This window comes from Thauera sp. DNT-1, assembly GCF_055393985.1.
Genome location: NZ_AP043752.1, coordinates 1,300,687 through 1,326,862 on the forward strand (window position 1 = coordinate 1,300,687; position 26,176 = coordinate 1,326,862).

A 26,176-nucleotide genomic window follows, 5' to 3' on the forward strand; every position below is an offset into this window, starting at 1 on the left:
ATGATTTTCTGTAGGGTGCGCTGGAGCTTGCGTCGAGGCGGGCAGCGTCGACGATCGGTGACAATCCTCCGGAAAGTCACGCCCGCCGAGGAGTCTCACCGTGAAACCCGAGCACCGCGCAGTCCCTGCCGCCCCCATCGCCCCCATCGCCGGCCGCATGCCGCCGCGCGCGAAGAAGCTCGCCTCCCTGCTCCACCTCGGCGTTCCGGGTGCGCTGGCCGGCTTCGCCTGCCTCGCCGGCGCGCAGCAGGCCGCGCCGGCGGCCGCGGAGGCGGTGACGCTCAATCCGGTGGTGGTCACCGGCGCACCCACCGCCACCGAGAGCTTCGACCTGCCCTACTCGGTCGATTCGGTGGACATGCGCGCCAACCAGGCAGGGAACCTCGGCGTGAATGCCTCCGAGGCGCTCGCCGGCGTGCCCGGCCTGGTGATCCAGAATCGCCAGAACTACGCCCAGGACCTGCAGATCTCGGTGCGCGGCTTCGGCGCGCGCGCGGCCTTCGGCGTGCGCGGCGTCAAGCTCATCGCCGACGGCATCCCCGCCACCAACCCGGACGGCCAGGGCCAGGCCGCCACCTTCAACCTCGACACCGCCGAACGCATCGAGGTCATGCGCGGGCCCTTCTCCACCGTCTATGGCAACCACGCCGGCGGGGTCATCCAGCTCTTCTCGCGCACCGGTGAAGGCGCGCCGCGCGTGCGCGCGAGCGCGCTCGGCGGCAGCTGGGGCACGACCAAGTTCGGCCTCGGCGCCGAAGGCGAGAAGGACGGCATCGGCTTCGTGCTCGACGCCTCGCGCTTCGACACCGACGGCTACCGCGACCACAGCAAGACCCGCCGCGACCAGGGCTTCGCCAAGCTGACGCTGAACCCGGACGAGGACAGCACGCTGACCCTGGTGGCCAACGGGCTGCGCCAGCCGGAGACGCTGGATCCGCTGGGGGTGACCTGGGAGACCTACGAGCGCGATCCGCAGTCGCTCACGATCGATCCGCTCGACCCCGCCACGCCGAAGCGCTCCTACGCGGACCGCTACAACACGCGCAAGAGCATCCACCACGTGCAGGGCGGGGCCACCTACGAGCGCCGCCTCGGCGAGGATCGCCTGCAGGTGTCGGCCTACGCGGGCAGCCGCGCGGTCACCCAGTACCAGTCCTTCTCCAGGGGTTTCCAGTCCAGCCCGCGCCATGCGGGCGGCGTGGTCGACTTCGACCGCGACTTCCACGGCATGGGCCTGCGCTGGATTTCGCAACGCGCGCTGGGGAGCGGCGAGCTCACCCTGACCGCCGGCATCGACTACGATCGCTCCGAGGACGATCGGCGCGGCTACGAGAACTTCGTCGGCAGCACGCTCGGGGTAAAGGGAGCGCTGCGCCGCGACGAGCTCGACACCATCACCAGCATCGATCCCTATGTCCAGGCGCTGTGGAAGAGCGGACCGTGGCAGTGGTCGCTCGGCGCCCGCCATTCGCGCGTTTCGTTCAAGGTGGAAGACCGCTACATCAAGACCGACAACCCCGACGACAGCGGCAGCGTGCGCTTCAGCAAGACCACCCCGGCGCTCGGGGTGAGCTATGCGCTGAGCCCCGCGACCAACCTCTACGCCAGCGTGGGTGCAGGCTACGAGACGCCCACGCTCAACGAGCTGTCGTACGCGACCCCGACCACCGGCTTCAATTTCGGGCTGCGTCCGAGCACCAGCCGCCAGGCCGAGATCGGCATCAAGACCTTCGTGAGCGACAACGCGCGGATCAACGCCGCGCTGTTCCGCATCGAGACCGACGACGAGATCGTCGTCCTGGCCTCGGAGGACGGCCGGACCAGCTACCAGAACGCCGGGCGCACGCTGCGCCAGGGGCTCGAGCTGGCCGCCCAGGCCGAGCTGACCCGCACGCTGACGGCGCGGGCCTCGCTGACCTGGATGCAGGCCGAGTACGACGAGGCGTTCAGCAGCCGCGGGACCACCGTGGCGGCCGGAAACCGCATTCCGGGTGTTCCGCGCATCGCGGCCTTCGCCGAGCTGGCCTGGGAAGCCACGCCGGGCGTGACGCTCGCGGGCGAGGTGCTGCATCGCGGAGAGGTCGAGGTCAGCGACCTCAACAACGACCACGTCGCACCGGCCTACACGCTCGTCAATCTGCGCCTGTCCGCCGAGCAACGCCAGGGGCCGTGGACCTTCGGCCAGTTGCTGCGGGTGGACAACGTGCTCGATCGCGAATACATCGGCTCGGTGATCGTCGGCGACAGCAACAAGCGCTATTACGAGCCCGGCCCCGAGCGCAGCGTGTATGCCGGGGTGAGCGCAAGCTACCGGTTCTGAGCGACGGCCGGCGCGGACTCCTGACGATCCGCCGCCATCGCGGATCGGCGGCGGATCGCGACTTGCGTCGCTCCCACGAAAACCCGCGCGGCTGCGGCACTGTAGGAGCGACGCGAGTCGCGATCCTCCGTGATACGAGAACCCGCGCGCTTGCGGCGCCGTGGGAGCGACGCGAGTCGCGATTGCAGCCGCGATACAGGCAGGGCAGCGGCGGAAGCACGACGCGGACCGGAACGCCGCCGATCGCGACTTGCGTCGCTCCCACGAAAACCCGCGCGGCTACGGCGCTGTAGGAGCGACGCAAGTCGCGATCGGCCGTGATACGAGAACCCGCACTTGCGGTGCCGTAGGAGCGACGCGAGTCGCGATCGGCTTCGCGCCCTGCACCGCGCGCAATACGCCGCTCAGAACGGCCGTCCCATCCGCCGATAGAGCGTGTTGCGCGCGACGCCAAGGTGACGGGCGGCGGCGGAGAGGTTGCCGTCGAAGCGCTCGATCGCGGCGCGGATGGCGTCGTCGTCGAGCGCGCGCGCGCGCCGCAGCGGTAGCGGCAGCGGGTCGGGATCGTCGGCGGGCCGCGCGGAACGCGGCTCGCCGCGTTCGGTCCATGGCGACGGGGCGAGCGCCGGCGCATCGCCGACCGCCTGCAGCACTTCCTCGGGCAGATGCACCGGCAGGATGCGCGTCTCGCCCTCGTCGAGCAACGCGAGCGCGACCTCGAGCACGTTCTGCAGCTGGCGGATGTTCCCCGGCCAGGGGTAGGCCGCGAGGATCGCCATCGTCTCCGGCGCGACGTCGACGCGCGCGGGCTCGGGGTGGTGGCTGCTGCCGTCGAGCAGGCGGCGCACGATGCGCTGCAGGTCGCTGCGCGCGCGCAGTGGCGGCAACTGCACGCCGAGGCCGTTGACCCGGTAGTAGAGATCCTCGCGGAAGCGCCCGGCCTTGACCTGCTCGCCGAGCTGGCGGTGGGTCGCGCACAGCAGCGCGATATCGACCGGTACCGCGGAGCCCGCGCCCACCGGCTGCACGCAGCGCTCCTGCAGCACGCGCAGCAGCCGCGCCTGCATCGCCAGCGGCATGTCGCCGATCTCGTCGAGGAAGAGCGTGCCGCCATGGGCCTGCTGGATGCGGCCGATCGCCCCCTCCTTGCGCGCGCCGGTGAAGGCGCCGCCGACGTAGCCGAAGAGCTCGGACTCGATCAGGTTCTCGGGGATGGCCGCGCAGTTGACCGCGACGAAGGGGCCGTCCGCGCGCGGACCGCTGTTGTGGCAGGCGCGCGCGAGGAGTTCCTTGCCGGAGCCGGACTCGCCCTGGATCAGGATCGGGATGCTGCGCCCGACGATGCGCGCACAGCGGTCGAGCACGAACTGCAGCGCGGGGTCGCCGGTGGACAGGGTCTCGAGGGTGGTCCTGTGGCGCGCCGAGCGCGAGGGATCGGGGGCGGCGGCAACGCGGGCCGTGCCGGCCGGGGCCGACTGCGCGCCGGCCTGCCAGGCCGGGCTCAGCCGCAGGCGCGCGTGGATGCGTGCGCCCGAACGCAGCTCGAGTTCGACCAGCGCGGCCGGATCGCGCGCCGCGCGCCCGATCAGCGTGCCGAAGCCGCCCCGGAACAGGCTGGAGAAATTTCCCAGGCCCGCCACCCGGCGCTCGTCGACGCCGAGCAGCGCGCGCGCCTGGCGGTCGGCGGCGATGATCTCGCCATCCGCATCGATCGCCAGCAGACCCTCCTGCAGGCCGCCGACGCCCTCGGGACGCGGATGGAAGGAGAGCAGCGCATGGCGCGCATGCTCGCTCTCGAACAAGCGGCGTTCGACCAGGCGCACCCCCATGCGCGCGAGCCCGAGCGTATGGGGCTGGTGGCTGCGGTGGTCGCCCGAGATATCCAGCGCGCCGAGCAGTTCGCCGCGCCAGTCGAAGATCGGCGCCGCGCTGCAGGTGAGCACGCCGTTGCAGTCGAGGTAGTGCTCGGCGCCGAGCACCTCGACCGGCGCACGCTCGATCAGGGTGGCGCCGATCGCGTTGGTGCCGCGCTCGCATTCGCTCCAGTTCGCGCCCGCCTGCAGCGCGACGCGGTTGGCGCGGTCGACGAAGGCGGGGTCGCCGATGCCGTGCAGGATCATCCCGCTGGCGTCGGCGAGCAGCACCATGCTGCCCGAGGAACGGATCTGTTCGTGCAGGTGCTCCATGACGCCGCTGGCGTGCGCGAGCAAGGCCGCGCTGCGCTCGCGCGCCACCATCAGGTCGCCCCGCGTGGTGCTGGGCGGGCGCACGCGCTCGCCCATGTCCAATCCCAGGCGCTGGCAGCGCGCCCAGGAGCGCAGCACCGGCACCGGCAGGCCCGCGTCGGGCACCTGGCCGGAGGCGGAAAACTGCCTGCGCAGCGACTCGACCACCGCCGCCTGCGCGGCACGCATCGTGTTATCGACCATCGTCTCCTCTCCACCTGCGGCCGCGGTGCGGCGGCGTTCGGCACGCCTCGCCCGGGCTCTTCCATCGTCGTCGAGGCCGCTCCGGGGGTCGGACAGCGGCCGTCAAACGACTGAAGCAAGCATCATGCCGCAAGCACGGCACCCGAGGCGGCCGGCCATGGAGAAAAGTACGAGGATCGCGGAATCCTATCGCCCGAGGGCGCGATCCTCCGCCTCCACCGCCGCCATCTCGGCGTCGTCGTACAGGCGCGAGCGGGTGTGGAAGGCCTTGCCGGTGCCCCCCTCGAGCGAGAAGGTGCCGCCGTTGCCATCGACGACGTCGATGATGAGCTGGGTGTGCTTCCAGTATTCGTATTGCGACGCGCTGATGTAGAAGGGCACGCCGCCGATCTCGCCCAGGTGCACGTCGTGGGGGCCGATGGTCAGGTCGGTGGGCAGGTAGCAGTTGGCGGCGCTGTTGTCGCAACAGCCGCCGGACTGATGGAACATCAGGTCGGGACCGTGCTCGGCCTTGAGCTGCTCGATGAGTGCGAGTGTCGCAGGGGTGGCGATGACGCGTTCGACCATGTCGCGTGCCTCCGGAACGAAAAAGCGGGGGCGGTCGCCCGCCCCCGCGAAGGTCGCCCGCGGTGCGGGCGAGGGAGGGAGAACGCCGTGATCAGAAGAAGCCGAGCTTGTTCTCGCTGTAGCTCACGAGCAGGTTCTTCGTCTGCTGGTAGTGGTCGAGCATGACCTTGTGCGTCTCGCGGCCGATGCCCGACTCCTTGTAGCCGCCGAAGGCCGCGTGCGCCGGGTAGGCGTGGTAGCAGTTGGTCCACACGCGCCCGGCCTGGATGGCGCGGCCCATGCGGTAGGCGACGTTGCCGTTGCGGCTCCACACGCCGGCGCCCAGGCCGTACAGGGTGTCGTTGGCGATCGCCAGGGCCTCGGCCTCGTCCTTGAAGGTGGTCACCGCGAGCACCGGCCCGAAGATCTCCTCCTGGAAGATGCGCATCTTGTTGTGGCCCTTGAACAGCGTCGGCTGGATGTAATAGCCGTCGGCCAGGTCGCCGTCGAGCTGGGCGCGCGCACCGCCGATCAGCACCTGGGCGCCCTCTTCCTTGCCGAGCTGCAGGTAGGACTGGATCTTGCTCATCTGCTCGGAGGAGGCCTGCGCGCCCATCATGGTGTCGGTGTCGAGCGGGCTGCCCTGCTTGATCGCGGCGACGCGCTTCACCGCGCGCTCGATGAAGCGGTCGTAGATCGACTCCTGGATCAGCGCGCGGCTCGGGCAGGTGCACACCTCGCCCTGGTTGAAGGCGAACAGCACCAGGCCCTCGATCGCCTTGTCGAGGAAGGCGTCGTCCTTGTCCATGACGTCGGCGAAGAAGATGTTGGGCGACTTGCCGCCCAGCTCGAGCGTGGCCGGGATCAGGTTGTTGGCGGCAGCCTGGGCGATCACGCGGCCGGTGGAGGTGGAGCCGGTGAAGGCGATCTTGGCGATGCGCTTGCTGGTGGCGAGCGGCATGCCGGCCTCGCGGCCGTAGCCGTTGACGATGTTGAGCACGCCCGGGGGCAGCAGGTCGGCGATCAGCTCCATCAGCACCAGGATCGAGATCGGGGTCGACTCGGCGGGCTTGAGCACCACGCAGTTGCCCGCACCCAGCGCCGGCGCCAGCTTCCAGGCGGCCATCAGGATGGGGAAGTTCCACGGGATGATCTGGCCGACCACGCCCAGCGGCTCGTGGATGTGGTAGGCCATGGTGTTCTCGTCGATCTCCGAGATGCCGCCTTCCTGCGAGCGCAGGCAGCCGGCGAAGTAGCGGAAGTGGTCGACGGCGAGCGGGATGTCGGCGTTGAGCGTCTCGCGGATCGGCTTGCCGTTATCGACGGTCTCGGCGTAGGCGAGCAGCTCGAGGTTGGCCTCGAGGCGATCGGCGATCTTGAGCAGGATGTTGGAGCGCGTGGTGGCGTCGGCCTTGCCCCACTTCGGGAAGGCGGCGTGCGCGGCGTCGAGCGCGAGCTCGATGTCCTCGGCGGTGGAGCGCGCGGCCTGGGTGTACTTCTGGCCGGTGATCGGCGTGACCACGTCGAAATACTGGCCCTTGACCGGAGCCACCCACTGGCCACCGATGAAGTTGTCGTAGCGGGCCTTGTACTGGATCTTGGCGTCGGCCTGTCCGGGCAGTGCATACAGCATGGTGTCGTCTCCTCGTGTGGTTTCGGTTGCGGGCGGTTTCGCCACACGGCGATTACGCATCCTTCGTGCCAGCAGGATCGAATGCCTATGAAACAACGACTTGGCCCCTGTTCTCGACGATCCGGGCGCTCCGCGGCGACTTCTGGAGCAGCGCCGGTTCGCTCCATCTGCTCCATTTGCTCCAGTTGCTCCAAGCGCCGTGCCCGCAGGGCGGCATCCCGAAACGACACGGGGCAGCACGACCGCCGTCGCACTGCCCCGCCGCGTGCGCGCGTCGCGCAGGTGTCAGAACATCAGGATGCCGCCCACCGAGATCGTGCGCGTCTCCAGGTCGCCGGCGAAGAGGTCGCCGCCTTCGCCCTTCTCCTGGTTGTATTCGCCCACGAGGGTGATGTACTTGTTGAGGCTGTGATAGACCCCCACCGTGGCCGAGCGGAAGGTGTTCGTGTCGGCCAGCGCGCCGCCGCGGTCGCGGTTCTCGCCGAAGTTGATGCCGAACTTGGTCTTGCCCACGGTGTAGGTGCCCTGCACGAAGTAGCCCTTGCCGTCGGTCTTGCCGAAGGGCGACAGGTACAGCGCGCCGACGGTCGACAGGCCCAGCCCGCTGGCGTCGAAGCCGTAGGCGACCGCCTCGAAGGCGCCGATGCCGACCTTGGCGCCGAGTTCGAAACCGTTGGCGTCGAAGCTGCCCGCCCCGCTGGTGCGCTGGTGGACCGCCCCCGCCCACACCGAGCCCTTGGCGGTACCCGCCTTCCAGTCGTAGTTCGCCATGGCCTGGAAGCCGGGGTCCTTGGTCTCGTCACCGGCGAACTTGTTGGGATCGAAGATCCCCGCCGACGCCGAGAAGCCGTCGAAGGCCGGCGTGGTGTAGGTGATCTGGGGCTGGAAGCCGGTGTACATGTAGCCGTGGCCGATCATGCCGAAGGTGGTGTTGAAGGGCGTCGACGCGTAGCTGTTGCCGCCGAGGCCGAGGAGCGTCATGTCGGACAGGATGATCTTCTGCCCGAAGAGGCCGATGTCGCGGCCGAACTTGACCGTGCCCCACTCGGTGTTGCCGAACTGGAAATACAGGTTGCGGGTGTCGATCTGGGTGAAGGGGCTGTCGCAGCCGGTGGAACCGCCACAGCTGGGGTCGCTGGGCAGGCCCACCACGTCCGACTTGTCGTTGATGCCGGGCGCGAAGCCGACGTGAGCCTTGATGTCCAGGCCCTCCACCTTGGTGGTGAACACGAAGTTGATCCAGCCCGGCAGCAAGCCGTTGGTGAGCGCGGAGTCGGTGGTCTTGACGCCCGCGCGCTCCTCGGTCCGATGAGAATAGAAGCCGTTGACCGTGCCGTTGATGTCGAGCGTGGCGTCGCCCTGCGAAAACCCGATCGCCTGGGCCGGCGTGGCGGCGAGCGCGAGCAGCGCGGCGCCGAGCGCCGACGGCAGCAGGGCGGTGGTGGCGGGTCGGGTGCGGCGGTGGCTGGAAAGCTTGTTTTGCATGGATGTCCCCTCGGATGGTGTGGATGCCTTCGATCCGCCCGCCCGGCGGCCGGATCGAAGGCGGGCTGCGCAAACGCTGTGCCACCCCCCCAAAACGCGGCCTGTTCCGGGCATTTGTGCGCAACGCAGGCGCACAGTCCGCTCCGGATGCTCCACAATCCCTGCCCGCCCTGCTTCGGAATGGCACCTCCGGAGCAGGCGCCGGCCGCAGGCGAGCGATGCCCCTGCGGCCTGCAAGACTCCCTGCCAGGATCTCCGCTGCGATGAAAGAGCCCCCCTCTCCGCCGGTCGCGCCCTCCCCGCCGGTCGCCCCCTCTCCCTTCCAGGCGCACGCCGAGGCGCGATCCAGCGCGGTCGCGCGCCCGGCAACCGGCCGCTTTCCGCTCGCGATCATCGGCCCCGGCGCGCTCGGCCTGCACTTCGCTGCGCGCCTCGACGGCATTGCGCCGGTCGCGCTGATCGCGCGCGACGCCGCCGGAGCCGCGCGCCTGAACGCCGGCGTCGAGGTGGGCGGACACCTCTTCCATCCGAACGCCTTCGCCGCCGAGCGGGCCCCGGAGGCGGACTGGGTGATCGTGCTGGTGAAGGCGGGCGACACCGCCGCCGCCGCGTCCACCGCCGCGCGCATGCGTCCGCTGGGTGTGCTCTCGCTGCAGAACGGCCTCACCGGCGAGCTGCTGCGCGCGCACTGCGCGGCGCGCCACGTCGACCAGGGCATCACCACCGACGGCGCCTACCGCGAGCAGGGCGACCACGGCGAGCGGGTGCACCCCGCGGGTGCGGGCGAGACCCTGGTGCCCCCCGGCTTCGAGGCGGTCGCCGAGCTGCTCGTGCGCGCGGGCCTGCGTGCGCGCGTCGAACCCGACATCGCGCATGCCCGCCTCGCCAAGCTGCTGGTCAATGTCGCCATCAACCCGCTCGCGGCGCTCTTCCGCGTACCCAACGGCGCCCTGCTCGAGCCGCCGCACCGCGTGCTGCTCGACACCCTGGTGCGCGAAGCCCTGCCGGTGCTGCGCGCGCACGGCCTCGAGCTCGACGAGGCCGCCGCCCTCGCACGCGTGCACGCGGTCGCCCGCGCCACCGCGGCCAACCGGGCGAGCATGCTGCAGGACCTGCTCGCCGGCCGGCGCACCGAGATCGACGCGATCACCGGCGCACTGCTGCGCATGGCCGCGCGGACGGGAACAGAACTGCCCACGCATCGGGCGGTGGAGGTTCTGGTGCGGGCGCTGGAATCACGGAACGCGGAAAGGACGGATCGGGTGGGGTGCTGACGGGTGGGAAATCATGTGCGCGCAAATGAAAGCCTTGCCCCCAACCACTCAACCCCGCTTTCTCCGTCATCGCTTGTCGAGAACCGACTGTGGTCGATGCACTTCACCAGAACAGACCGCGCGGACCCCCTCTATTCGGGGCGATCAGTCTCGACTCGGGCGGTATCATGCGACCGGATCCAACACGAAGAACCTCTGATGAAAGCCGTGATCCTCGCGGGTGGCTTGGGCACCCGAATCAGCGAAGAAACCGTCAATCGCCCCAAACCGATGGTGAATATCGGCGGCCGTCCGATCCTCTGGCACATCATGAAGTCCTATTCCAGCCACGGAATCCATGACTTCGTGATCTGCTGCGGCTACATGGGCTATGTCATCAAGGAATACTTCGCCAATTACTTCCTCCACATGTCGGATGTGACCTTCGACATGTCCGACAACAGCATGGAGATTCACGAGCGCCATGCCGAGCCTTGGCGCGTGACGCTCGTGGACACCGGCGAGAACACGCAGACAGGCGGACGGCTGGCCCGCGTCGCCAAGTACCTGCGGAACGAGGAGGCGTTCTGCTTCACGTATGGCGACGGCGTGGCAGACATCGACCTCGGCGCGGAGATCGACTTCCACAAGGCCCACGGCAAGCTGGCCACGGTCGCGGCCGTACAGCCACCCGGCCGCTTCGGCGCACTGGAGTTGAAAGGCGACGACGTCGACGCTTTCGTCGAAAAACCTCTGGGCGACGGCGGCTTTATCAATGGCGGGTACTTCGTCCTCTCGCCCGAGGTGCTCGACTACATCACCGAGGGCGACCAGACGGTTTTCGAAGGATCCGTGCTCAAGAAGCTGATCGCCGATCAGCAACTTGCAGCCTACCGGCATACCGGTTTCTGGCGACCGATGGACAACCTGCGCGACAAGATCATGCTCGAGGATCTTTGGCAGCGCGGCGAGGCACCATGGAAAACCTGGTGAGCCCTGCTTTCTGGCGGGGGCGCCGCGTCTTCGTCACGGGTCATACCGGCTTCAAGGGCGGTTGGCTCAGCCTGTGGCTGCAGAGCATGGGGGCGGATGTTTGCGGCTTCGCATTGCCGCCCGCCGCCGCGCCGGCCTTGTTCCATGTCGCAGATGTCGAGCGCGGCATGCACTCCGTGCTCGGCGATGTGCGGGACTATGAAAGGTTGAGACAGGCACTCGCGGCAGCAAGGCCGGAAATCGTGCTTCATCTCGCCGCGCAACCGCTCGTGCCCTACTCGTACGCCGAACCTGTCGAGACCTTCTCGACCAACGCCATGGGCACCGTGAATCTGCTCGAGGCCTGTCGGCACCAGCCCGACCTGAAAGCCGTCGTCGTGGTCAGCAGCGACAAGTGCTACGAAAACCGGGAGCAACTCTGGGGCTATCGTGAGACGGATCCGATGGGCGGACACGACCCGTATTCGGCCAGCAAGGGCTGCACTGAACTCGTCGTCGCGTCGTACCGTCGCTCCTTCCTCGCCGCTCGCGGCGTGGCCCTCGCCAGCGCGCGGGCCGGCAACGTGATCGGAGGCGGAGACTGGACCCCCAGCCGTCTGGTGCCCGACGTCCTGGCGGCCTTTGCACGCAACGAAGCCGTTGTTCTGCGCAATCCTGACGCGATCCGGCCCTGGCAACACGTGCTGGAGCCCTTGGCGGGTTATCTGCTCTTGGCCCAGCACCTCGTCGAGCATGGAGAGGCCTTCGCCGAGGGCTGGAACTTTGGGCCCGACGAAACCGACGCGCGTACAGTCGCGTGGATCGTGGAGATGCTTGCCGCCGGCTGGGGCGCCGGTGCCGCCTGGCAGCCATCCGGCGAGCCGCGGATCCATGAGGCGCACACCCTCAAGCTGGACTGCACCAAGGCCCGCGTCCGGCTGGGCTGGCGGCCTCGCTGGCAAGCCGAAGACGCAGTCACCCGCAGCCTCGCCTGGTATCAAGCCTGGCGTGCCGGTGCCGATATGCATCGATACACTCTCGACGAAATCTCCGCATTCACAGCCAGCTCATGAGCCTGATCCGCAAGACCCTCACGCCCGATGCTGACGGCAAGCTATTGCTCGACCTGCCCGATCTGGCCGGTCAGCCACTCGAAGTCATCGTCCGCCCAGCCCGCCCGACAAACGCCGCGCAGGCCTGGCGCGCGGGCATCGACCCCGTCCCCGCATCGGGCAAGGTCGTCGGCGACGCCGAGAAGGACGCGATGATCGACGCCGCGCTCGACGCCTGGCTGACCACCGGTCGCTTCAACGACGCCTTCGAGAAACGCCTGGCAAGCTTCGTCGGCACGCGCTTCGCCCTCACCGTAAATTCCGGATCCTCGGCTAACCTGGTGGCATTCTCAGCCCTCACCTCGCCCACGCTCGGCGATCGGGCAATCCGCCCCGGAGACGAGGTGATCACGGTGGCGGCGGGCTTTCCCACTACGGTGAATCCGATCCTGCAGAACGGCGCCGTTCCCGTCTTCGTCGATGTATGCCTGCCAACCTACAACATCGACGTGACGATGCTCGAAGCCGCCCTGTCGCCGCGGACCAAGGCCATCATGATCGCCCACACGCTGGGCAATCCTATCGACCTCGATGCAGTGTGCGCGTTCGCCGAGCAGCATGGGCTATGGCTGATCGAGGACTGCTGCGATGCGCTCGGCTCCACCTGGAAGGGTCGCAAGGTCGGCACCTTCGGCCACCTCGCCACGCTTTCCTTCTACCCGGCGCACCATATCACCATGGGCGAAGGCGGCGCGGTGCTCACCAATGACCCGCAGCTGCGGCAGATCGCCGAATCCTTTCGCGACTGGGGCCGCGACTGCTGGTGCAAGCCCGGTTGCGACAACACCTGCGGCAAGCGCTTCGGCTGGCAACTTGGCAGCCTGCCGGCCGGCTACGACCACAAATACACCTACAGCCACATCGGCTACAACCTCAAGATCACCGACATGCAGGCCGCCTGCGGGCTGGCCCAGCTCGATCGGCTGGAAGGCTTCATCGAAGCACGCAAGCGCAACTTCGCGCATCTGAGCGCGGCGTTGGCGGACGTTGAGGATTTCCTGATCCTGCCGGAGGCTAGCTCCGGGAGCGATCCATCCTGGTTCGGGTTTCCGGTGACCCTGCGAGAGGAAGCCGGCATCAACCGGGTGGATCTGCTCGAATACCTCGATCAGCACAAGATCGGCACGCGATTGCTGTTCGCAGGCAATCTCGTCCGCCAACCCTCAATGAGCGGGCGCGACGTCCGTGTCGTCGGCGACCTGCCGGTGGCCGACCGCATCATGCGGGATACCTTCTGGATTGGGGTGTGGCCTGGCCTCACCGAAACCCAGCTCGACTACGCCGCCAGCCACATCCGCACCTTCCTCGGAGTCGACCTATGACCAAGCCCCTGATGGTCTTCGAAATGGCCAACAACCACATGGGCGACCTACCCCACGGCATCGCCACCATCCGAGCGATCCGCGAGGCCTGCCACGGCTTCGAAGACGACTTCGATTTCGCCTTCAAGCTCCAGTACCGCGACCTGGACACCTTCATCCACGCATCCGCCCGCGGCCATGACGACATCAAATATGTCAAACGCTTCGAGGAAACCCGACTATCCGACGACGCCTTCCGCGCCTTGGTGGCCGAGATGGAGGCCCAAGGCTTCATCACCGTATGCACGCCCTTCGATGAGGCCTCCGTGGCCCGCATCGAGGAGCACGGCATCCACACCATCAAGATCGCCAGCTGTTCCTTCACCGACTGGCCGCTGCTCGAACGCATTGCCCAGGCCGACAAGCCAGTGATCGCCTCCACTGCAGGTGCCACGCTCGACGAGATCGACAACGTGACGAGCTTCTTCCTGCACCGGGGCAAGGACCTCACCTTGATGCACTGCGTCGCCGAATATCCCACACCCGACGAGTCCCTGCAGGTCAACCAGATCGAGCTGCTGCGCACCCGCTATCCCGACGTACGGGTCGGCTATTCCACCCACGAGTCACCAGACAATACCTTCGCCGTGGGCCTCGCCCTCGCCAAGGGCGCCAGCGTTTTCGAGAAGCATGTGGTGCTGCCCACCGACAGGTACGCCGCCAACGCGTACTCGGCCAACCCGGCGCAGATCCGCGCCTGGCTAGAAGCCTGCCGCCGCGCCCAGGCCATCTGCGGCAGCCGCGAACGCTACCAGCCCTCCGCCAGCGAGCGGAGCAGCCTGCATTCCCTTCGCCGTGGCGTGTTCACCACCCGCGACGTGCCCGCCGCCACCGAGCTTTCCGCCGACATGGTCGAGTTCGCCTTCCCGCCGGTGGAGGGCCAAGTCACCGCCAACGAGTGGTCGAAGTACGCCCGCTTCGTCACCCGCGAGGCCATCCCTGCCGGCCAGCCGGTGCGCCACTCGCAGGTGGGCGAGACCCAACTGCGCGGCCAGGTGCTGGAGATCGTCACCGCCGTCAAGGCGCTGCTCAAGGCCGGCAACGTCGTCGTGCCAGGCAAGTCCGATCTGGAAATTTCCCACCACTACGGGCTGGAGCGCTTCGATGAGTTCGGCCTGACGATGGTCACCGTCGTCAATCGCGAATACTGCAAGAAGCTGTTGGTGATGCTCCCCGGCCAGACCCACCCCGAGCAGTACCATCAGAAGAAGGAAGAAACCTTCGTCGTCCTGCACGGCAGCCTCACGATCTGGCTCGACGGCGAAGCCCGCGACGCCAGGGCCGGTGACGTGATCACCGTGGGGCGCGGCGTGAAGCACACCTTCAAGACCACCGAAGGTGTGGTGTTCGAGGAAATCTCCTCCACCCACGACAAGTACGACTCTTACTACACGGACCCGGCGATCGCGGCCAACGTCAGCCGCAAGACCTGGCTCACCTACTGGATGTAAGCAGATGACCATCCGCGTTGCCGACTGGCTGCTCGCCCGCCTTGCCGACGAGGGCATCCACCACATCTTCATGCTGCCCGGCGGCGGTGCCATGTACCTCAACGACGCCCTCGCCTGTGAACCCCGCGTGAACGCCGTGCCCTGCCACCATGAGCAGGCTGCCGCCATCGCCGCTGAAGCCGCCGGCCGGACCGGCAACGCCGGCAACCCGGGCTTCGGCGTGGCGATGGTTACCACCGGCCCCGGCGCCACCAATGCCATCACCCCGGTGGCCGGCGCGTGGATCGACTCGGTGCCGATGCTGGTGCTCTCCGGCCAGGCCAAGCGCCCCGACCGCCTGGGCGGCCGCCCGATCCGCCAGGGCGGCGTGCAGGAGGTGGACATCGTCCCCATCGTCAGTCCGATCACCAAGTACGCCGTGACGCTGGACGACCCACAGTCGGTGCGCGTCCATCTCGAAAAAGCCCTGCACCTCATGAAGACCGGCCGCCCCGGCCCGGTGTGGATCGACGTGCCCCTCGACGTGCAGGCCGCGCCCATCGACCCGGCCACCCTGCCCGGCTGGACGCCGCCGGCCGACGCCACCGCACCGATGCCCGATCTCGCCCCGGTGCTGACGATGCTCGCCGAGGCCAAGCGCCCGCTCATTCTCGCCGGCCACGGCGTGCGCCTCGCCGGTGCCGCCGACGCCTTCCGCCAACTCGTAGATCACCTCCAGGTGCCCGCCGTGCTCACCTGGAACGCGCTCGACCTGCTGCCCTACGATCATCCGCTCAACATCGGTCGCCCCGGCGTGGTCGCCGCCCGCGCTGCGAACTTCGCGGTGCAGAACTGCGACCTGCTGATCAGCATCGGCGCCCGCCTCGACATGATCGTCACCGCCTACAACCCCAAGGGCTTCGCCCGCGCCGCGCGCAAGGTGGTGGTGGACGTGGACGCCAACGAGCTGGCCGACAAGACCGCGATGGCCATCGACCAACCCCTGGCGATGGACGCCGGCGACTTCATCCAAACCCTGCTGGCCGCCGCCATACCCGGCGACACCACCGACTGGCGCGCCCGCTGCACCCGCTGGAAGGCCCGCTACACGCAGAACGAGGGCCGCGTCTTCCCGCCTTCCGGCCCCATCGGCCACGCCCACTTCGTCGAGGCCCTGTCAGATGCTGCGCCGGCCGACACTCTTATTGCCACCGGCAGCTCCGGCCTGGCAGTGGAGTTCTTCTACGCTGGTTTTCGCAACAAACGGGGCCAGCGCACCTTCCTCACCTCCGGCCTCGGCGCGATGGGCTACGGTCTGCCGGCAGCGATCGGCGCCTGCCTCGGCAACGACCGCAAGCCCATGCTGGCCGTGGAATCGGATGGCAGTCTGCAGCTCAACCTGCAGGAGCTTGCCACCCTCACCGGTCTGCAGCTGCCGATCTGCCTGTTCATCATGAACAACGGCGGCTACGCCTCCATTCGCAACACCCAGCGCAACTACTTCAATGGGCGCTACGTGGGCAGCGGCCCGGCCTCGGGGCTATTCATGCCCGATCTCGAAAAACTCGCCACAGTGTATGGTCTGCCGTACCTGCGCATCGACGACTGCGCCGAACTCGCCGCCGCGCTGGCCCGCGCCCAGGCGCTGCCGCGCCCCTGCCTCATCGACGTACGCCTGATTCCGGAAGAGAGCCTGCAGCCCAAGTGCGCCGCCATTCCCCGGGCGGACGGCTCCATCATTTCAATGCCGCTGGAGGACATGAGCCCCCTGCTGCCCCTGGAAACCCTCGAGGCCGAGATGATCGTGCCGCTCCTGCCTGCTTCGCTCGACGCCCCGCGGCCCGCCTGACAATGCCCGCCCTCTGCCGCCTGTGCGGCCAAGCCCTCTTCGCGCAGCCCCTGCTCGTCCAGCACGACATGCCGGCCGCCGCCCAAGGGCTGCCCACCCCCGATCAGCTCGCCACGGACCGGGGCGTGACGCTGGCGCTCCACCAGTGCAGCGGCTGCGGCACGGTCCAGCTCGCCACCGAGCCCGTGCCCTACTGGCGCGACGTGATCCGCGCCGCCGGCATCTCGGCCGGGATGCGCGCCTATCGGCTCGCCCAGTTCGGCCGCTGGCTGCGCCAGCACGACCTCACCGACCGCAAGGTGCTCGAGGTGGGCTGCGGCCGCGGCGAATACCTCAGCCTGCTGCGCGATGCCGGCGCCGACGCCACCGGCATCGAACACCTGCCCGCCTCGGTGGACGCCTGCCGCGCCGCCGGCCTGCGGGTAAATGAAGGCTTCATCGACGGCCCGGACACCCGGCTCGCCGACGGCCCCTTCGACGGTTTCGCGATCCTCAACTTCCTCGAGCACATCCCGACGGCCCACCTCACCCTTCGTGGCATCGTCGCCAATCTCAAGCCGGGCGCCATCGGTCTGGTCGAGGTCCCCGATTTCGAAATGATCCTGCGCATGCGTCTATTCGCAGAGTTCATTCCCGACCACCTTTACTATTTCACCCGGCAGAGCCTGACACACCTGTTGGAAGGTAATGGCCTCGAAGTCCTCGAATGCAGCTCGGAATGGCATGGCTACGTTCTTTCCGCCACGGTGAGAAAGCGCTCTCCGCTCGATCTGTCCGCGCTGCACCATGCCCGGGCCGACCTCCAAGCCTCCTTTGACGCATTCCTGGATCGCTTCGACACGGGGCGCGTCGCGATTTGGGGTGCCGGCCACCAGGCCCTGGCCCTGATCAGCCTGCTGGGCATTGCTCCGCGAATCCGCTACGTGCTGGACTCCGCGCCCTTCAAGCAGGGGCGCTTCACGCCCGCCACTCACCTGCCCATCGTGGCGCCAGAGCGTCTCGACGAAGGCGAGGTCGATGCCGTGATTGTCCTCGCCGCCAGCTACTCGGACGAAGTTGCCAAGCTCATCGCCGAGCGCTTCGGTACCCGCTTCGAAGTGGCGGTATTGCGGGACTCCGGCCTCTGCGCGGTGGCACGAGATCTCACCCCATGAGTCACCCTGCCGTCTCCCCCGAAGCCCTCCAGGTCGCCATCACGACGATCCGCGAGTCCCTCGACTCAGCCAGCCGGGACCTGCCCGAGGACCTGTTCCTGCTGGTCAGCAGCCTTACCCCCATGATCAACGTTGATCTGCTGATCAAGGACTCAGCCGGTCGAAATCTCTTGACCTGGCGACACGATCGTTTCTATGGCCCTGGTTGGCATCTCCCGGGCGGGATCATCCGCTTCAAGGAGAGTATTGGCAGTCGCATTGCCGCCGTTGCATTGGGCGAACTGGGAGTGGAGGTGGACTTCGAGCCCGTGCCGCTTCACATGGCGGAAATCACCCATCCAACCCGGGACATCCGCGGCCATTTCATTTCGCTGCTGTATGCGTGCACCCTACGAATCCCTCTCGACGAGGCAGGGCGATTCAAACCTGAGGCGCCCCGCGCTGGCGACTGGCAGTGGCACATCGGAGCGCCCCACGATCTGATCCTGCAGCACCGGATCTACAGCCGCTTCTTGGAAGCTCCCTGCCCAGCCTGAACCCTGCGTGGATCATCATGGACACGCTCTCTCCCGAACAGACTCCGATAGCTGCGGGCCAACGCTTCCTCCACACTCGTGCGGGACTGCCAGCCCAGAGCCTGCAGCCGACGAGTGTCGGGCAAGCCACGGGACGTCTTGGCAGGCAAGTAGGCCTGGGGATCGGCCTCTCCGAAGGTCAGGGCTAGTGGTGGGTCGATCAGCCGTGACGCCAGGGTGGCGAAATCCCGGATCGACAACTCGTTTGTGGGATTTCCCACGTTGTAGGCGCTCGCTCCGTCTCCCTTCAGCAAGATGTGGAGGAGCCCCGATACGGTGTCGGCAAGATAGCAGAAGGCGCGCAACGCACTGCCGTCGCTGGTCAAAACAATAGGCTGACGATCTCGTGCAGCTTTCAACACATCCGAGAAAATGCGTCCATCTGCCAGATTCAAACCCGGCCCAAACGTATGGAAGATCCGCCCGATCCCAAACTCGAGGCCATATTGGACCCTCCAGCAGGCCAGCAGAGTCTCCGCCAGTCGCTTGCTCTCGATGTAACAGTTGCGGGGATCGAGCGTGGGGACGGCACCGAAGCTCTCCTCGTGCACCGCCCCCTCATTCTCGGTGGAACCGTACACGGCAGAGCCCAGCATCAGGAAGGCAATGGGACGATCTCGCCCGAATCGATCCAGCAAGGCCAGGGTGCCCACCGCATTGGCCCGGATCACGCCCACCGGATCGGTTGCGTAATCGCGTGGTGACGCGGGACTCGCAGCGTGGATCACTACGTCGGGCACGCCGAAGCGCGGCATGGGCAGCGCGTTCAAGTCGCCTTCGAGAATCTCGCAGCGGGCCGGATCGAGAACTGAACCCAGGCGCGCTCGCAGGCGCGCCGCGTCTCTGGCCAGCAGGCTTAGCTTGGGCGGATCGTCGAGCTTCCGATGCAAAGCGGCGAGGCTCAGCGTCAGGTATCCCCCCAACATGCCGCTGGCGCCGGTCACGAACACATGACGCCCTGCCAGGCGCTCCCAGGGCAAGCGCTCGGCAAGGATGGCATGGATGTCTTCGCGAACAACCGGATGGGAAGGGTCGAACATGATGGAGTGACCGCACAATCGGCAACGGACGAGGCACGTCGTGGATCCCGGCCAGGACCCTGCATGCGACGGCTGCGACGATACCACGGCCCTGCCCAGGTCGCCGGCAAACGGGGCGAGATCCTAGCCGAGAGCAGACGGCCTACAATGCGCAAGCCCCGCGGAAAGCCCACTGCGGCTCTTCTCAAGAGAGCGTCTTTTGTGCCGCTATTGCCAATAACTTCAGATCGAATGGCCCATGTTTCGACAACCTCATGAGCACACTCCACACCGCTTCGCGTTCATCTCGCAAGCAGGCAGGAATGCCCGCGCATCGATGACGGGAATCGTCAGCAGCACCGGCTTTCCAGGTCACCGGGACGGTGCAGCACACCCCGCCGAACAGCCCCTCGGGAGTCGCCCGCAGTGACCAGCATCATTCAGCTCAGGAATGCCTACCAGGCTGGCACCCTGCCAAAGCCCTATTTCCTCGGTGCCGTGTATGCCCTTACGCAGTCCCTCGTCGAGTTCCAGGACGCCCTGAAGGGTACCCAGATCCGGGAAATCATCGTGGGCACGGACGGGCTGCGCATCCGGACTGTCGACCACGACCTCGAGTTGATGCTTTATCCGGAGGAAGCCAACTCTCTCGGCACCGGGATCCTGGCCTTCGGGGATGCCGAGCGGTTGGAACGCAGGGCTTTGCTCGCCGCCGCCCAGCAATCGCGGGTTATCCTCGACATCGGCGCCAACGTGGGCTGGTACAGCCTGCACTTCGCACGCGTGGCCGGCGAAGCCCGGATCTACGCCTTCGAACCCGCGGCGCGCATCCATGCCCGCCTGTTGGCCAACCTGGCCCTGAACGGTATCACCAGCGTGGTCACTGAGCAGTTGGCCCTGCAGGACCAAGAGGGTACCGACACCCTGTATTTCCACCCCGTCGAAACCGGCGCCAGCTCTGTGCGTGACAACCGGGGCTTCACCGGTGTGCAACCGGAAGAAATCCGGTGCACCACTCTCGATCTGTACTGCAGCCGCCAAGGTATCCGCCCTGATCTCATCAAATGCGATGTGGAAGGCGGAGAGCTCTCGGTGGTCCGGGGTGCCTTGGCCACCCTGCAGGAATGCCAGCCTGTCGTATTCCTCGAACTGCTCCGCAAATGGAGCGCCAACTTCGGTTACCACCCGAACGAGGTGCTCGAGATCATGCAGGAACTCCGCTACCAGGCTTGGGCCATCGAATCATCGGGCCTCCACCCCTGCACGGAAATCACCGGCGACACCGTGGCGACCAACTTCCTGTTCACTTGCGAAGGCAAGCACGACGCGCTGATCCAGCAGTTGGCTCGCCTTTGAACCCTACGAGTCTCATCATGACCATTCCCGAAGCCGAGCCCAGCGGGCTCACGGCCAGCGAGGCCGCCAAGCGTAACGACCTCGCCACTCGAAAGCCCTACATCGCCGAGAAACTGCGCAACATCGCAGCCATGGAGGAGCGGGGAGAGATCAGCCCCATCATCAGGCTCGAGAAGAGCTACCTCTGCAACTTCCAGTGCACACACTGCTCTGCCGAGTACTACATGGACCGGCACATCGAGAAAGTCTTCAAGATCAAGGACGAGCGTCGCAAGATCGATCTGGAAGACATTCGTCGCCTGTCTCGGGAAGCCGACGAACTGGGCTTGGCGCGCTTCGTGATCACCGGCGGGGAACCCCTGGTCATGAAGGATTTCGATGAAGTCGTGGCCGCCATCGATCCGGACCGCCATTACATCATCACCGACACCAACGGGTGGTTCCTCGACCTCGAGCGCGCCCGCCACCTGAAATCCATCGGTGTGGAAAAGGTTCAGTTGTCCCTGGACAGCATGATCGAGGCAGAGCACGACACCTTCCGCAACAAGCCCGGCTCCTACAAGCGAGTCATGCGCGCCATAGATGCCTCGCTCGAGGCGGGCCTGAACCTCATCCTGTCCACCGTTCTGGTCCGTGGGCGCGGCAGGACCGAAGAGTTCCGGTCCATGTGCGAGTTCGCCAAGCGCAAAGGAATCGGCCTCTATGTGTCCTACGCCAAACCCACAGGCTCCTGCACCGAGCATCCCGAATTCGTCATCACCAAGGAAGACGCGGACATCGTGCGGGAACTCGAAAAGGATTACCCGGTTTTCACGCATATGACACCCTCGTATGGCTCATACAAGGGCTGCATCACCGTCAAAGGCATCATCACGGTAACCTCAACAGCGGAGGTCACACCCTGCCCGTATATCGACTTCTCCTTGGGTAATCTACGTGAGACGCCACTCAAGGAAGTATTGGCCCGTGGCATGCGAAATCCCTGGCTTGGCCCACATCGTCCAGACTGCCTGATCGGGGAGGACCCCAAATTCATCCGGATTCACACGGAAAAGACCAAGGGGGTTACCCATCTGCCCCTACCGTGGGGGCAAGGCTTCTCCGATAACGACTCTCTGCTGGACGACTAGATCATGGCCGAAGTATCCGACATGCCCCTCTTCGACGACTTCGGGCGCTGCGTGCCGGGCGCTGCCCGGTCTCCAGCCCATCCGCGCAGCCGCCGCTACTTCACCCTGCTGCAGCCCAAAATCGACTACGTCGCCAGCCACGCCCGGCTGCTTTCGTGTCTCGGAGCCGGAACAACGCTGGACGCCGCCGCCTTCGAGGCTCGTGCGGCGAGCATTCTGAGCCGCCTGGAATCCGATCCACGAACGGCGGCAATTGCCCACGGTGTAGCGGTACCCTTCATCCTGCCGCGCCTCACCATCGACGACATGGGACAAAGCCTGGATCACCGATTCCTTCCCGCGGTCCGTGAAGCCTTTGAAGGCACCTACCCGGACTACCGCTTCGCCAATCACCACCGTGGTGGCCTGGAAGGGCGCACGGGAATCCAGCCGGAATCTCGGCATGCGCGTTTGGTGGCTGCCATGAGCCGGAGCGAGTTGGTCGGGATCTACTTTCCCGCCCTTTCCGAATACTCACTGCCAGCAGCCCTCGAGCAGGTCACAGCCCTGCCCGAGCAGTTCCTGCTGGCGGGTGGCGTGGACACCTGCGCGGCCCTGATCAGTGCCCCCGGGCTACTGCTCCGCACCGACTCCTACCCGCCGCTGCTCTGGCTAGGCGCACTCAGTTCCGAGCAGCCCGCGATGGGTTACCACTTCGAAGCCTACGGCTTCAACCTCACCTTCAATCGGCGCCCTCACCTCGGCCTCGCCGCCGAGTACTGGAGCTGCGGCTTGACCGTGCTCGAGGACGGCTGAACTGGCTTCACAAGACTGCGCATACAGCGAGACATCACTCATGCCCACCGTCAGGCACATTCCGGGGCTATACGCCAAACGGCTCCACCCTTATTACATCGTCTCCCCCAGCTATGACCGCAAATCGTCCGGCATCCGCGTCATGCATCAGCTCTGCGCAAGCCTCAACAAGCTGGGAGCCGAGGCCTATATCCGGACGCCTCTCCGCAGCCATGCGCTACACACCCCGCAGCTAACGCCAGACATCCAGAACGAACACCTCGAGGCCGGCCTCAACCCCATCGCCATTTACCCGGAAATCGTCGGCTCCAATCCCTTGGACTGCAACGTGGTGGTCCGCTACATCCTGAACCGACCTGGGTTGCTGGGTGAAAGGCCGAACTACAGCCCGGACGACCTTTACTGGCTCCATAACGCAGAGGTAGCCGAAGCCGTTCCCCATCATGAGGGCGTACTGCACATGCCGGCAGTGGACACCTCGATTTTCAACAACGTGGACAATCCCCACGACAACAACCGGCAAGGCGCGTGCATCTACTTTGGCCGCTACGTCGAAGGAGCCAAAGCTTTTCCCGAACTGACGGACCGGTGCACCGTAATCACCAAGGATTTTCCAACCAGTCACGAGGAACTCGCTGCACTGTTTCGACGCAGCACCCACGTCTACTGCTTCGAGAACACGTCCATCTCGATGGAGGCTCGTCTTTGCGGATGCCCAGTCGTCCAACTGCCCAGTCCCTATGCCGATCCGGACAAACCCTTCGCCGACAGCCTCGGACTCTCGGACGCACTGGTCACCTCCGACGATGCGGAAACACTCGCCGAAGCCCGTCGCCTATTGCCCTCGCTCACCCAGAAGTACAGACGTCTCGAGGCAGCGTACTGGGAAGAACTGGAACGCCTGCTAGACAAGACCCAAGCCGTCGCCGAAAGCCGCCCCAAGACCCACAAGAGCCCGACCAAGGACAATACCCTCCAGCTACATTATTCGAATTGGCGCGCCCGCACGGCATTCGCCGAAATCGATGCGGAGATACTCGCCGAACGCATGATGCTCAAATGGACGAAACGTCCAGGCATTCACCTGCTCATGACCCTCCATGGCAGCGAGGAGGCTCTGCTCGCCGACACACTCGACAGTCTGGCCACGCAGCTATACCCGGACTGGCTGCTTACGGTCGTGACCGACCTGCCCCAACCCGAAGGCCTGGATGAGTCAGCGAACCTGCAGTGGCTTTCTCTGCAGGACGCCGTTCATATCAACTACGTGATCGACGAAGTTGCAGCGGCCTCGCCCGGCTCATGGCTTGCCCGGATCGATCCGGGCCTGAGCCTGGAGCCCCAGGCTCTGCAAGTATTCGCCGATTACATCAATTCTCGGCCGATGTGGCATCTGATTTATTGTGACGAGGACACACGAGAGGCGGATGGGAGCTTGAGCCAACCGCTGTTCAAGCCGGACTTCGATCTCGACCTTTTCAGGGCACAAAATTATATCGGCGCATTCGCCCTGATCAACAAGGAGGCATTCCTGGTTGCCGGGCGCTATGGGGAACACCGTGGCGCCGAGATATACGACCTGAGTCTTCGCATATCAGACCACGTTGGACCACGGGCTATCGGTCATATAAGCCAGATGCTCGTTCATCTCCCCCGCGAGTCGACTCGGGCAATCGCCCCCGAGGCAGAGAAGGCGGCAGTAATCGATCACCTGGAACGCCAAGGAGTACCGGCGAAGGTGAGCGACGGGATCGTTTACGGCACCCGCCGCATCGACTATCTCTGGCCCGAAAATCCGTTGGTCAGCATCGTCATCCAGACCAGGGATCGCGAAGAATATTTGCGCCCCCTGCTCGAAAGCATGCATGAGCTCACGCAATACACCAACTACGAGCTCGTGATCGTCGACAACGAAACCAGCGACCCCGATGCGCTTGAATGGTTGAAGGCTCTGCCGAGCGATCCGCGCTGGCATGGCCGCATGACGGTAATTGAAAGAAAGGGCAAGTTCAACTGGTCCGCGGGAGCAAACATCGGCGCGGGAGCAGCCAGTGGAAAATATCTGCTGTTCCTGGACAACGATATTCACGTTGTTCAGAAGGAGTGGCTGGGCAGGATGCTAGGCATCGCGCAGCGCCCGGAGGTCGGTATTGTCGGACCACGCCTTGCTTTCGCCGAGACCGCGAAGATTCAGGATGGCGGCTGGATCCTCGGGCTGAATGGCCTCGCGGCGACCCCTTGGAACTGCGAAATGGAATTGACTGAGCCCGGGTACATGGGTCGTGCAGTCTGTGATCAGCACGTGGGGGCGGTGAGCGGCTCCGCATTGCTCGTTCGTGCATCCCTTTTCGACGACTTATGCGGCTTCAACGAAACCGATTTTCCGCAATTCAACGGAGCGCTTGACCTCTGCCTTCGTGTTTCGGAAAGAGGCCTCCAGATCGTGTGGACACCCTACTCGATGCTTGTACACTACGGAGGCGTATCGACCCACGAGCGTCGGAAAGACATAGCCAGTGCGCTAGAAGACGTCATTGCAGGCAAGGTCGAGCGTGAAGGCATTCTGCAAAGATGGCTCCCCGTGCTCGCCAGCGACCCCGGGTACAATAAGAATCTCAGCCTCGTCGAGACATTCAAGCCGGATCACATCGCGCCGATCGTGTGGGACACCAATTTCCACGATCGCTCGCGGATCCTGGGCATCCCATTGAGCGGCGGGGCTGGCGAGTACCGTCTTCGCGCGCCCTTGCGCATCATCGCGCGTGCCGGGTTGGCGCAGACCGCGATCTGCGAGCCTCCCGCTCATCTGAGCGTCCGAGTCCTCTCACCTATCGAGATCGCCCGGACCGCACCGGATTCGATCATTTTCCATCAACCGGTCGACGACCATCAGACGAACACACTACAGAGTCTGGCCAATCTCCTCCCTCGGGTACGTCGGATCATCACAATCGATGACTTGTTCACCGCGGTCCCCAAGAAGAACTCGTTCTACAAGTTTCAATACAAGGATGCCCGCCCCCGCCTGCGGAGAACGCTGGGCTTGGCCGACAAACTGGTCGTCAGCACCCAGCCGCTTGCAGACTTCTGCTCGAGCATGATCGAAGACATCCGTATCATGCCCAACTGCCTCGAGAGAGCGATCTGGGACGGAGCCCGGCCGCCAGCGCTCCCACGACGCAAACCCCGGGTGGGATGGGCGGGTGCCCAGCAGCACCTTGGCGATCTCGAGATCATCTATCCGGTCGTCGAGGCCCTTTCGGAAGAAGTGGATTGGATCTTCATGGGGATGTGCCCCGACCCTCTCCGTCCTTTCGTGCGAGAGTTTCATGACTTCGTTCGAGACTTCGAAGCCTATCCCGCGGCACTCGCCAAGCTCGACCTGGATCTCGCGATCGCGCCACTCGAGCTGAATGCCTTCAACGAGGCGAAGAGCAACCTGCGACTGCTCGAGTATGGCTTCATGGGTTGGCCGGTGATCTGCACCGACATCTTCCCTTATCAGGATGCGCCGGTGACCCGCCTGCCGAACGAGCCCCAGAGGTGGATTTCCGCGATCCGCGAGCACTTGGCCGAACCCGAAGCCATGCGAGCTGCCGGCAAGGCACTACAGGAATGGGTCCTCGCCAACTTCATCCTTGAGGATCACGCGACCGACTGGCTCGAGGCCTACGGTCCCTGAGCCTTTGCGCGCCCCGGACGGCGCGCAGGATCGGCCCACGACCGACCCCGCGCGCCGAAGACATCGGCGGATCCA

The 26,176-nt window shown here is 65.9% G+C and carries 18 protein-coding genes; 13 read left to right on the forward strand and 5 right to left on the reverse strand.

Features of this window, described 5'->3' with window-relative positions; genetic code table 11:
* Positions 1–100: 100 nt before the first annotated feature.
* The gene (locus ACZ5PP_RS06040) at positions 101–2,320 is read left to right on the forward strand and encodes a TonB-dependent receptor family protein (protein WP_464826888.1); all 2,220 of its coding nucleotides are present in this window, start codon (positions 101–103) and stop codon (positions 2,318–2,320) included.
* A gap of 404 nt (positions 2,321–2,724) precedes the next feature.
* Here ACZ5PP_RS06040 and ACZ5PP_RS06045 read toward each other — a convergent pair whose 3' ends face one another.
* The 4 genes from ACZ5PP_RS06045 to ACZ5PP_RS06060 all read right to left on the reverse strand — a co-directional run bounded on the left by ACZ5PP_RS06045 (position 2,725) and on the right by ACZ5PP_RS06060 (position 8,413).
* Entirely contained in the window at positions 2,725–4,749 is a 2,025-nt protein-coding gene (locus ACZ5PP_RS06045) for a sigma-54-dependent Fis family transcriptional regulator (RefSeq protein WP_464826889.1), read from the reverse strand.
* 186 nt (positions 4,750–4,935) lie between these two features.
* The gene (locus tag ACZ5PP_RS06050; protein ID WP_043746412.1) at positions 4,936–5,316 is read right to left on the reverse strand and encodes a DUF779 domain-containing protein; all 381 of its coding nucleotides are present in this window, start codon (positions 5,314–5,316) and stop codon (positions 4,936–4,938) included.
* 91 nt (positions 5,317–5,407) lie between these two features.
* A complete protein-coding gene (gene adh / locus ACZ5PP_RS06055) occupies positions 5,408–6,928 on the reverse strand; it encodes an aldehyde dehydrogenase (RefSeq protein WP_020687653.1) in 1,521 nt (506 codons plus the stop codon).
* A gap of 285 nt (positions 6,929–7,213) precedes the next feature.
* Positions 7,214–8,413, reverse strand: coding sequence for a porin (locus ACZ5PP_RS06060; RefSeq protein ID WP_464826890.1), 1,200 nt, complete (start codon positions 8,411–8,413; stop codon positions 7,214–7,216).
* Positions 8,414–8,676: 263 nt separating this feature from the next.
* On the opposite strand from ACZ5PP_RS06060, the gene ACZ5PP_RS06065 reads away from it, so the two are divergent.
* The 8 genes from ACZ5PP_RS06065 to ACZ5PP_RS06100 all read left to right on the forward strand — a co-directional run bounded on the left by ACZ5PP_RS06065 (position 8,677) and on the right by ACZ5PP_RS06100 (position 18,080).
* Positions 8,677–9,687, forward strand: a complete 1,011-nt coding sequence (locus tag ACZ5PP_RS06065) for a ketopantoate reductase family protein (RefSeq protein ID WP_464826891.1) — start codon at positions 8,677–8,679, stop codon at positions 9,685–9,687.
* A 198-nt stretch (positions 9,688–9,885) separates the two neighbouring features.
* On the forward strand, positions 9,886–10,659 hold the full coding sequence (rfbF, locus tag ACZ5PP_RS06070) for a glucose-1-phosphate cytidylyltransferase (RefSeq protein WP_004305667.1): 774 nt from the start codon (positions 9,886–9,888) through the stop codon (positions 10,657–10,659).
* Positions 10,644–11,711, forward strand: a complete 1,068-nt coding sequence (gene rfbG / locus ACZ5PP_RS06075) for a CDP-glucose 4,6-dehydratase (RefSeq protein WP_276658054.1) — start codon at positions 10,644–10,646, stop codon at positions 11,709–11,711. Before rfbF ends, rfbG begins: the two co-directional genes overlap by 16 nt.
* Positions 11,708–13,072 (forward strand): lipopolysaccharide biosynthesis protein RfbH, encoded by a 1,365-nt coding sequence (rfbH, locus tag ACZ5PP_RS06080; protein WP_012585729.1) that lies wholly within the window; start codon positions 11,708–11,710, stop codon positions 13,070–13,072. The genes rfbG and rfbH overlap by 4 nt, the downstream gene beginning before the upstream one ends.
* Positions 13,069–14,562 carry an N-acetylneuraminate synthase family protein gene (locus ACZ5PP_RS06085; protein ID WP_464826892.1) on the forward strand — a complete coding sequence of 498 codons (1,494 nt, stop codon included), beginning with the start codon at positions 13,069–13,071 and terminating at the stop codon, positions 14,560–14,562. The genes rfbH and ACZ5PP_RS06085 overlap by 4 nt, the downstream gene beginning before the upstream one ends.
* Positions 14,563–14,566: 4 nt before the next feature.
* A complete protein-coding gene (locus ACZ5PP_RS06090; RefSeq protein WP_464826893.1) occupies positions 14,567–16,390 on the forward strand; it encodes a thiamine pyrophosphate-binding protein in 1,824 nt (607 codons plus the stop codon).
* 2 nt (positions 16,391–16,392) lie between these two features.
* Entirely contained in the window at positions 16,393–17,544 is a 1,152-nt protein-coding gene (locus ACZ5PP_RS06095; RefSeq protein WP_273423345.1) for a class I SAM-dependent methyltransferase, read from the forward strand.
* Positions 17,541–18,080, forward strand: a complete 540-nt coding sequence (locus ACZ5PP_RS06100) for an NUDIX hydrolase (RefSeq protein WP_004305657.1) — start codon at positions 17,541–17,543, stop codon at positions 18,078–18,080. Before ACZ5PP_RS06095 ends, ACZ5PP_RS06100 begins: the two co-directional genes overlap by 4 nt.
* On the opposite strand, the gene ACZ5PP_RS06105 is transcribed toward ACZ5PP_RS06100, so the two are convergent.
* The gene (locus ACZ5PP_RS06105) at positions 18,044–19,159 is read right to left on the reverse strand and encodes an NAD-dependent epimerase/dehydratase family protein (RefSeq protein WP_040828855.1); all 1,116 of its coding nucleotides are present in this window, start codon (positions 19,157–19,159) and stop codon (positions 18,044–18,046) included. The genes ACZ5PP_RS06100 and ACZ5PP_RS06105 overlap by 37 nt on opposite strands.
* Positions 19,160–19,564: 405 nt before the next feature.
* Here ACZ5PP_RS06105 and ACZ5PP_RS06110 point away from each other — a divergent pair, with 405 nt between their 5' ends.
* From ACZ5PP_RS06110 to ACZ5PP_RS06125, 4 genes are read left to right on the forward strand one after another with little or no spacing between them, the layout of a single operon-like run.
* Positions 19,565–20,494 (forward strand): FkbM family methyltransferase, encoded by a 930-nt coding sequence (locus ACZ5PP_RS06110; RefSeq protein ID WP_464826894.1) that lies wholly within the window; start codon positions 19,565–19,567, stop codon positions 20,492–20,494.
* A 17-nt stretch (positions 20,495–20,511) separates the two neighbouring features.
* Positions 20,512–21,624 (forward strand): radical SAM/SPASM domain-containing protein, encoded by a 1,113-nt coding sequence (locus ACZ5PP_RS06115; RefSeq protein ID WP_004305652.1) that lies wholly within the window; start codon positions 20,512–20,514, stop codon positions 21,622–21,624.
* 3 nt (positions 21,625–21,627) lie between these two features.
* A complete protein-coding gene (locus tag ACZ5PP_RS06120) occupies positions 21,628–22,419 on the forward strand; it encodes a hypothetical protein (protein ID WP_004305651.1) in 792 nt (263 codons plus the stop codon).
* Between the two features lie 40 nt (positions 22,420–22,459).
* Positions 22,460–26,101: a glycosyltransferase gene (locus ACZ5PP_RS06125; RefSeq protein ID WP_464826895.1), complete on the forward strand. Its 3,642-nt coding sequence runs from the start codon at positions 22,460–22,462 to the stop codon at positions 26,099–26,101.
* Positions 26,102–26,176: the final 75 nt, after the last annotated feature.